Source organism: Poseidonocella sp. HB161398, from assembly GCF_005870025.1.
GTDB lineage: Bacteria > Pseudomonadota > Alphaproteobacteria > Rhodobacterales > Rhodobacteraceae > Mangrovicoccus.
In genome coordinates, this window is the sequence record NZ_VATA01000122.1 from 1 (window position 1) to 9,168 (window position 9,168).

Below are 9,168 nucleotides of genomic sequence, written 5' to 3' on the forward strand. Positions count from 1 at the left end.
TCCCGAAGCCCGCCTGACCGTCCCGTTGTGGCAAAACTCGCAATGCGATGCGAGCAATATCAAATGCTTATCGATTTTGACGTCGAACTTGGGGGCTACGGACAGGTGCGGTGCCGCTTTAACCTGGAACCTGCATTGCTGCCGGTCGCCGGGGCGTCCCTGTCCGTCGGATCAGCGCAGAAAGCGGCCGGTCGCGAACAGGCTCAGCCAGGACGAGGGGCGAGATGGCGCTCCCCAGTGCGGCCGTTCACTAGGCGCCGCCGCCGCGCTGCAGCCTTCCCCGAACCGGCCGGTCGACCCTTGCCGCAGCATTCTTGGCATGCTGGTCGGCAGAGAAGCGGACAGAGTTAGCTTTCGCTGCGATACGAACGAAGGTCGGTTAAGTGCGGGATGGTCGATAACGAATGTCTTTGAATGCTCTGATCGGAACCTAAAAACCTAGGAATTGTCTTTGGGTGTCTTCGAGTAGTAGAAAAGATCAGTTACCTTGAAATCCCTTCGTACACTCTTCGTCGGCAAGGATTGGCAATACATCCGCGACCTTTCCGTTTGACACGGTGGCTACCCCGCCATGAAACGGGGAGCCGCTCCATTTGACCGAAGCGACAATCGTCTGATTGCCAATCGCAGCGCTCGGAGGCCAAGGAAGGTTGCGCGCTTCAATGAGTGCCCGCCAGCGGCCGAAGAAGCACCGGTCGGAATTGAGTCCAGGCGAAACGCTTGGAAGGTCCTCTGGTCTAAAGGAAGGCAAGATTACGGATTTGTCCGCGAACGCATCTTCAATCTCGACTTGATTGCTCGCCATGCCTGAACCCAGAAACGAAAGGTCCAAAAAACGCAGGGCTGTCAACTCCAGATCCACGTCGTGGAATGTCCGGTGGGTGTTCAGCTTCTCAGTGGCGCAGTAGGGCATAATGGCCTGACTGATTTCATTTCCCTCAGCGACATGTCGCAAAGTCCGCAAGTTAAGCGCTTCGCCGAGAATCGGCTCGCATCTAGCTGAGGTTTCTGAGCCGACAATGACGCTGAACCGAAGGTCCACGCCGACAAGCCGCGCGCCGCTGACATCCGGTCGAAGCAGCCAGCTCGCACTCAGGTCAACATCCTCTAGATTCGCCCCCTTCAAAAGAGTGTTGCTCATCTCTGCACCATGCAGAACAGCCCCGCCGAGGTTGACGGCGGTTAGGTCCGTACGATTAAGGCTGGCGCCACGAAGCAACGTTGGACGCGTGTCTTCGCTACCCAATTCCAGTACCGAGAGGTTTGCTCCCTCAAGCACCGCTTCATCTAGACGGGCGCCAGACAGATTTGCGCCACGAAGATCTATTCCTGGTGCAAATGCGCCGACAAAATTGGCGAAAGCAAGATCCCTGCCTTGCAGACTTGGCTTTGGAAGTGCAGCCAGGTAGTCGGCTCGGAGCGCACGCCACTCTCCTTCGAAACGTTCGGGCCAGGCCAGTTCAGCCTTGCACTCGGCTTGGCCCGGCCTATCACACCATTCCGAATAGAATCGTTGGCGCGCGGTTTCCCGGTCGCGCCAATCAGACGGGAGGCTTGTGAGTTGCGCCTCCAAAAGATTTGCTGGAACCGGACGAAACCAGTTGAGGATAGCACCAAGAGGAGAAATGTCTTCTGGATAGCGTGGTGTACCGACCTCAGCGATATCCCATGTCGTTCGTAAAAGAGAGACCGTCATGATCGCGACGGCGAGAACTACGGTTGTCACTGGGCGAATACGCAGAAGACCCGACTTGGGATGTCCAACGGAGCCCATTCTTTCCCTGAGCGCCGACAGGCTCGCCCACGTAGCCCAGATCGCGAATGTCAGCATCACAGAAATCGGCAAGGTGAGGACCCAATCATGGGCCGGCTGCGACCGATACCACAATGATATCAGAAGCGCCGGACCTGCCATGTAAAGCAGCAACGCCGATGCGACGACCCCGAGACCGCCGAGTGAGCTGGACTCGATACATGGGGGTTCATCTGGACGACGCCATCGCCGCACGTGCAGCGCAAAATCCGACACAAGCCAAGGCTCGATCTGTGAGGCAATATTTTGATCGTCGATGCACGACGGCAGTTGCGCCAACTCGCGCCAGAGTTTTTCAAGAAAAACGTGAATATAGATATGTACCGCAGTGACGATACCCGCGCCAAACAAGAAAAAGAGTGGAACCGGGACGGAGACACCGATTAGTGGAAGCTGGGCCCCACGGTCGAGAGCGAAAAAGTCTACGTCCTCGACATCCAAAAGTGTGACCGCAACGAAGGCGAGCGCAATTAGATACGCAAACCAAGTCGCCCGAGCTGCTTTTGTGACGGTGCTTATCCTATTGAGTATCAGGGTCTTGTTGGCGTCAGACATCGCGTGGTTCATTTTCATATAACCTGACAATATGAGAACGGCGGTGAGAAAGTCGGCCACGGTCGCGCCGCACCGAGCGACCGCTCCAGGGGAAGCCGCAGCGCAGCGGCGCCGGATTCTGAATGACCGGACTGGGGAGCGGCGGCGCACGCCATGGCTTGGCAGCACCTGTCTGCGACCGGCGGGAAACTGCGCTCTTCGCCAGGAGGGGCGGCCGCCATGAGCGGCCGGATTGGAGCGGCCCGGCTAGGTCGGCACCCGCCAAGCTCCGCCCGCCGTGACCGACCGCTCTCGAAGATCCACCGCTCGGGCTCCCGGAGTTCGCAGACTCGTGAACTGGATTTTTTTGAAGCCTCGACGCTAGCTCGCATCTTCCGCCCATTATTCCATTCATCCCTTGAAAACCACAAAGTAAATCAAAGGAACGATATAGAAAACCAGCAGGAACCCTGCTAACGCGATATGCACCCAGGAAGGTATTGCGCCGACATGACCCGCGATCTGTGCAAACTGCAGCAGGGCGGCCATCGCAAGCAAAACAAGCAGAGCACGAAACATTTTCTTCCGCACCCACATTGCCATCCCTTCCATAAAGGCCAAGTAGGATCCGCACAGTCGTTTCAACATTTTTTTCTTTCTGCTGTGTGATGTTCTGTCTATAGGATAATTTTCAGTTTCATAAGGCGAATATCCTGCCGAGCCTTATCTACCCCCATTTTCCGAACTCCCCCGGAAGGTCCCGCCACGGGGCACCGGTCCGTGCGATCCAGAATATGCCATCCAGAACAAGGCGATGGTTGACAGGTTTGCGGCCATTTGGGGCGCGGACGGCGGCGATGAAATGCTCGAAGAACCGCCATTGCGCATCGGACATCAGATTTCGCGCCAAGATCACCTCCGTCGTAGAGGTGATCTTGAATCAGAAAGCGACCAACTGTGAATCCCTTTTGTCAACATGACCTAAGAACGAGGCAGCATAACCGCGGCCCTCGCCGGATGCTTACCGTAAAGCGGGGGAAATGCAACTTATTCTGACAGCAGCCCCGCAGTGCCGGTCGGCGACTCCCGGAATTTTCTCTTTACCGCTTTTCAGCCTCCGGCCTTACTACGCTTGGCGATCACAGCCTGACTACGCGCCTGATACTCGTCCATACAAGGGTTGGGTAGGGTCCGAAGCAACTCGTTAGCTGACTGTCCGCTCGACACCATGGCCGCATCGAGCTGGCTGGCGATAATATCGCTCGGCAGGCCGACTTGGACGCCTTCAACTCGCGGTCGATAGGCGGCAGGTCGGGCCGCTCTATATCGGAGAAATTCCCTTTCATGGAAGGGTTGCAGTGCGGCCTCGCGTGTGGGAATCGCATCTATGCGTTGGGGCCAGGGAAAAAAATCGGCGACGTTTGATTCGATCGTTGCTCCGACGTGTGATCTCCCTTGCGCTGGCGGAATGATCTTTGCATAGGCAAAAGTCGTGAATGGCGTCGTTGCCAGTATAGCCTCGAGAGGACCGCCGTTGAGCTGAAAGACAACGAAGAACTGCTGAATCTGCGCGATCTTAAATTCTGTCAAGCGTTGGTTCTGGCAAAGGATGGGCACCGAGGCGGTCGGTACATCTTCATATCGAAGAGCGATTGTGGCACTTTGCGACACACGTGGCGCGTCACGCATGAACGGATCGAGCAGCGGATAGTTGGTTGCAATCCGTCCATTGGCATGCACTGTCGCGTTCATACCGGAAAAGTGATGTCCTTGATCGACGCTGTCCTGGCGCTCCATCATGCTGACGCCTCCGCCGGGTCGGGCGCGCGCCAAGCGCAGCGGTCGTGCCTGCTGCTGCGACTGAGGCACTTCGATCGGTTGCGGCTCGTAAATGAACGGATAAAAGGGATCGTCCGGTTCCAGCGTCGTATCGAGCATTCGGTTATCGATCGAAACAAGGTCCTGCGTCGTGCTCCCACGTTTGATCCGATCGACCCTGTAAATCGAGTTCTGCACGAACCCGATACGGATTTGGTCGGCGCCACTACGAGGTGGTGCATACGGAAAATGAAAGATCGACCGACCCGCCGCGTCTGTAGTCCGACGCCTCGAAGAGATTTGATCGCGCGTCACCCAGAATTCGACATGAAAGCGGAACGGGCGGGCGCGCAGTTCAATGAGTTGCAGTGTTTCGCCTATCGTTGGAAGATACGGCTGCAGTACAGGCAGTTCGCTCACTCCGAATACTCGAACGACCAGCGCCACCGCTCAATTGTCCCCTGACTCGACCGGTAACCATTCGTCGTCGACCCTTTCCCACCGCGGCAGCTCGGTGTCGCTCCGAAGTTTCACCAGGCTCGTGGGTAGACGCACGTCGAAATCCTCATCCTCAACATGGCGGTCGGGATAATTCGCGCCTAGCCGCGCGCGCTCTTCATCGTAGAGCGAGAGAAAGCCCTCATCGCCGATCACCGGCTCGTCGCCGCCCAGCCATGGCTCGCCCGTCATCATGTAGTGATCAGCGGCGAGCTCGAAGCCGGGACGGACTGGAACCTGAACCCGCGCCGCGCCAGCTTTCAGGAACTCTTCCCATTTCGGGTCAACATCGTCGATCACAGTCTGCATCGACCAGTTGGAGCTACGCCCGTAGAAATAAGGATAGAGCAGATAGGTCATATTCTCCCATTCAAAAGCCTGTTGTAAGAAGCGAATTTCGGGCGAATCCAGCGCCAGCGCCGCAATGTCGATCTCGGGAAAGACGCGCCCGCTTAGTGGCGTCTCGACGACGTGGTCGAACCAGAGAGGCCGATTGCGCATCAACTCGATGGCAAGCCGCTGGAGTTCGACCTTCTCCACTTCGCGATTGCGCGCCGGATTGCGACCGAGCGGTCCGCCACCCTCCTCCGCAGCGAACTGGTCGACCGTCTGGTGATCGCGCCATGCCTGCAACATTTCATCATAGGACAGGCGGAGCGCTGCAAACACCTTGCGCTTCCAGTCGTCGATGATCGCGCAAGAGGGCTCCAGCGTGATCATGATCGTCGCGGTCATCGCATTGATATCATCGGCGGCGCACGAAAGCTGGATCCGGTCCCCGATGACGTCGTCGCCGGGAAAGATGATAATGGCGGACTCGCCTGCGTCGGGTTCCGCCAGATTGTCGAGCTGGAAATGCGCACTATAGCGTCCGACCGTGACCGCGACCGACGCATCGCGGTCCCCTTCCCGCCGAGCCAGCACCTTGATCGAGCCCGACACCGGTCGATAGCCGGCTGGGATGGTGAGTGATTTGGTCTCCGCGAAAAAGTTCTTCGACGCATCGCCGTCGTCGGCATTGGAAAACCCTTCGCCGATATATTTGGCCTTCGGATAATCGGGTATCGACTCCGACACGCCGAACCGGCTGACAAAGCCGTTCACGCTTCGCTCGTCGATCGCGTCGACAGTCACGTCGAATTCGCCGGGATGCGGCGGGCTACTCATATCCTCGGGCGCGGTGGGATCCGAGGCAGCAGCGATAAGTCCGGCTGCTGGCTCGGGGACCAGCACGTCGTACATGGTCCGTTCGCCACAGCTAAACACTTCGGCGCGATAGATCTTGTCGAGCCATTGGTAGATACCGATGCGGCTCTCGGCATCCGCCTCGAAGCCGTGCTGGTTGGTTTCCTCGACCTCCTGCAGCATCCGCCTTTCGCGTCGTTCCAGCACGCGTTCGACGATCCGGTCGCGCGCCGTCTCGATTACTTCGCGCGCCAGTTCCTGCGCCTGCTTGGACGCCTCGCGCGTGCTGGTAGCATAGCCGATCTCGGCGCTGGCTTCGACTTTGACCATGCCATAACTGCCCGAGACCTTGAGGCCGCCCTTGGCGTCGAACTTCTCCTCGATTGCGCGTTCGGTCTCGCGTTTCAGTTCGGTGCGGTCGGTGGTCTCCAGGCTCCGCTCTTCCTCCGTCGTCGTTTCGCGCTCGAAGATGGTGGTTTGCTCGCTGCGGACTAGACGGCGATGGCTGCGGTTGCGCGTTTCACCGGCGAGCACATTTTCGACGTGAGACACTTCGCCTGGTTCGTATGCGACGATCTGCTGCTTGATTTTGAACAATTCACCGCGACCGACGGGGCGGATGCCGCTCGGTCCTGGCAGCAACGGACCGCCCCATAGCGGGGGAAAAAAGATCGGCGCGCGGTCATTGAGAAGGCCGATCAGTGCTGGCACCCGGAGCACGCGCTCCGGATTGATGCCCATGTCGGCGATGAGCGCCAGGCTGGCGGTGGAAAGCTCTTCTTCCGGTTTTTGCTTTGGCTCGACTTTCAGGAGGACGCCGCCGAGCATCTTGAACATTGGCTGGATCGCCGGCTGTTCGTTCGCCCCCGCGTTTTCGAGCCTGAGGGCTTGCACGGCCGCGCGGGCCGACCCCTTCCCCAGGTCGCGATCGGCGAGCAACCGAATCGTTTCGAGCGACAAGTTTCTAAGGCTGGCCCAGTCGCCGTCCGACTCCTGCTCGATGCTCGCGATTTCCTCGATCGCCGCTTCGAGATCGTCGGGCGCGCCGCAACGTTTGGCCGCATCGACGACCGACTCAGCGAGCACCGATAGTTCCGCCTTGATCGCCTGCTTGGCGGCCTTTCGCGCATCAGTCGGGTCGCGGAATTTCACCGATCGGTCGAATTCCTTTGGCAATTGGAATGCCGCCTTTTGCAACCGCTCCGCAGCTGCCCGGCTGATTGAACCGTCCCGCGCCACCCTCTTAACAAGCGCCACGTCCCGCAGCGCTTGCGCGAGTGCCTTGCGCGACCACGTATCGCCTTTTGCCAAAAGTTTCGAAGCCAGCAGCGAATAGGAAAGCCGTTTTTCGATGCCTCGTTGGGCAATTTCGGCGGCTATTTCGCCAGCACCCTGGACCTGTTGATCGTCGTTACCGCCGCCTGTGAGCGCGGCTTCTCGCACCGTTGCCGCGCGCGCGAGAAGCGGATCATTTTGCGGGGCGGAGATGAAATTCTCGCTTCCTGCAAATTCATCAAGGAAGATGCGCGGTTCATCGGCGGTCCCGTCGCCACGGGTAGAGATCAGCTTGATGACCCGTTCGCCATGGCTGCCATCTGCCGAAACCCCTCCCGGGGTGACGATCATTATCCGCATCAATTCGGCCATCTTAGCCTCCTCCGTCATCCCGACGGCGATAGACCTCTAAACGGCATGCCATCCGACTGACACCCACGCTATATCATAAATGTGGTTCGGGGTCGCGGAGATCGTGTCCCTATGAGAGGTGTAATCCGGTTTTTCCCAAGTAATTCTCGTTGAGCGTCATGGTGCCGTCCGGATCGCCTCCTGACAAGGCTTTCGGACCGGAGGCGGCCTTCGCATGCCCATCGGATCGGGCGATGCCCGCGATTGGGGCCTCGGGCGCCAGTCGTGAGGGTCCAGGTACCCGTGGATTGCATGCCTTGGGCACACTGGCCGAGCCGTGTTCCTTCGGTCGTGAGGGGAAATGCTGTCATCATGTCGCCGCCGGGGGCGCTCGTAGACGCTGGATCGCGGCTATGACGGCACGGACCATCGGCCCTGATACGGCAACCTCGGCCAGCTGGAAAGTGATGGCCCGGGCATGCCACACGACCCGGGCGCCAATCTTGATGAGCTTGAGCTGCAAGCTGGTCAGCGACCACTCGTCCATGGGCTCCGGCAGGCCCACATTGGCGAGGAAGACGGCGAGATTGTACGCGAGCGCGTGCAGCTGAAGCCGTGCCTCGTTGTCCCGGAACCGGCGGCAGGACAGGCGCGTCCAACGGATGGCATACTTTCCCTCGCGAATGTGCTGTTCGGCGGTGCTGCGACGGTTGGCGCGCAACTCTTCCGGAGTGGCGGTGTCCGGCGAATGCCCAAGGAATTGGGCGAAATCTTTGATCGCGCTGATGTGGGACTTCTGAGCCTTTTCGCCCATCCCCCGGATGCGCATGTCCTCGATCATCCGCGACCGCAGCGGCGAAATCCTCTCTTCGGTCATGGGAACCTCCTGTCTGTCGATTGAGAGGCCTCAATCGTCAGGCAGCTGCCCTCATTCCCAAAAGCACGGGAGGTCGATCAGCGCGCTCCGCCGCCAAGCGCACCAATGCCGCGCGAGCGGCTTCGTCCAAGGGCCGATCCTATCAGTTGGCCGCCGCTCGGCGAGTGGCTGCTTTGTGCGCACCTCCGTCGGCCAGCGCGCCGAAAATGCTGCAGGCCGGGCCGAGCGACCGCTCCAGGGTAAGCCGCAGCGCGGCGACGCTGGATTTTGAATGTCCGGACTGGGGAGGGACGGCGCGCGCCATGGCTTGGCAGCACCCGTCGGCGACCGGCCGGAAACTGCGCTCTTCGCCAGTAGGGGCGGCCACGTTGAGCGGCCGGACTTGGTCGACGCGCTCAGGTCGGCGCTCACCAAGCTCTGCCCGCCATGACCGACCGCTTTTGCAGGTCCACAGCTTGGGCTCCGCCGCGCCGCCGCAAGTCCGCTTCTCGCGGTCGACCTCACCAGGTACCCCGACCTCGGCGCCGTCGCGAGCGGCAGCAAAGGGCTGCCAAGGGGCGTACGGGCGGCTAGGGATGACCGGCAGGTTCCGCCTCTCAGCCGGGTATGGTGACATCCGATGAACCATCGGCGCCAGCGCGGTGGTCCGCAAGCTCAGACGCTTTTCACCCAGCTCACGATATCTGCACTTCGTTGGGCGCCCGACTGGCGGCGGCATTCCTTTCCTCTGGCGAAGGCGACCATTGTCGGGATACCCCGGATGCCGTATTTTGCTCCAGCGGCCTGATGCTCTTGGGTATTCAGCTTCACCAGTCGC

General features: G+C 59.6%; 6 protein-coding genes and 1 pseudogene. All 7 read right to left on the reverse strand.

Annotated elements, in window-relative coordinates:
- Positions 1-478: 478 nt before the first annotated feature.
- Positions 479-2,428 carry a pentapeptide repeat-containing protein gene (locus FGX59_RS34940; RefSeq protein ID WP_138473116.1) on the reverse strand — a complete coding sequence of 650 codons (1,950 nt, stop codon included), beginning with the start codon at positions 2,426-2,428 and terminating at the stop codon, positions 479-481.
- A 330-nt stretch (positions 2,429-2,758) separates the two neighbouring features.
- A complete protein-coding gene (locus tag FGX59_RS34945) occupies positions 2,759-2,995 on the reverse strand; it encodes a hypothetical protein (protein ID WP_138473118.1) in 237 nt (78 codons plus the stop codon).
- Between the two features lie 85 nt (positions 2,996-3,080).
- Positions 3,081-3,263, reverse strand: a pseudogene (locus tag FGX59_RS34950) (transposase); the annotation flags it as partial.
- Between the two features lie 194 nt (positions 3,264-3,457).
- Positions 3,458-4,612, reverse strand: coding sequence for a hypothetical protein (locus FGX59_RS34955; protein WP_138473120.1), 1,155 nt, complete (start codon positions 4,610-4,612; stop codon positions 3,458-3,460).
- A gap of 3 nt (positions 4,613-4,615) precedes the next feature.
- Entirely contained in the window at positions 4,616-7,495 is a 2,880-nt protein-coding gene (locus tag FGX59_RS34960) for a hypothetical protein (protein ID WP_138473122.1), read from the reverse strand.
- Positions 7,496-7,844: 349 nt separating this feature from the next.
- A complete protein-coding gene (locus tag FGX59_RS34965) occupies positions 7,845-8,351 on the reverse strand; it encodes a transposase (protein ID WP_138473124.1) in 507 nt (168 codons plus the stop codon).
- A gap of 654 nt (positions 8,352-9,005) precedes the next feature.
- The gene (locus FGX59_RS34970) at positions 9,006-9,161 is read right to left on the reverse strand and encodes a thioredoxin family protein (RefSeq protein WP_370296440.1); all 156 of its coding nucleotides are present in this window, start codon (positions 9,159-9,161) and stop codon (positions 9,006-9,008) included.
- Positions 9,162-9,168 lie beyond the last annotated feature (7 nt).

Coding starts and splice junctions, on each gene's coding strand:
- FGX59_RS34945 (WP_138473118.1), bottom strand. CDS start 2,995: ATGTTGAAACGACTGTGCGGATCCTACTTGGCCTTTATGGAAGGGATG.
- FGX59_RS34960 (WP_138473122.1), bottom strand. CDS start 7,495: ATGGCCGAATTGATGCGGATAATGATCGTCACCCCGGGAGGGGTTTCG.
- FGX59_RS34965 (WP_138473124.1), bottom strand. CDS start 8,351: ATGACCGAAGAGAGGATTTCGCCGCTGCGGTCGCGGATGATCGAGGAC.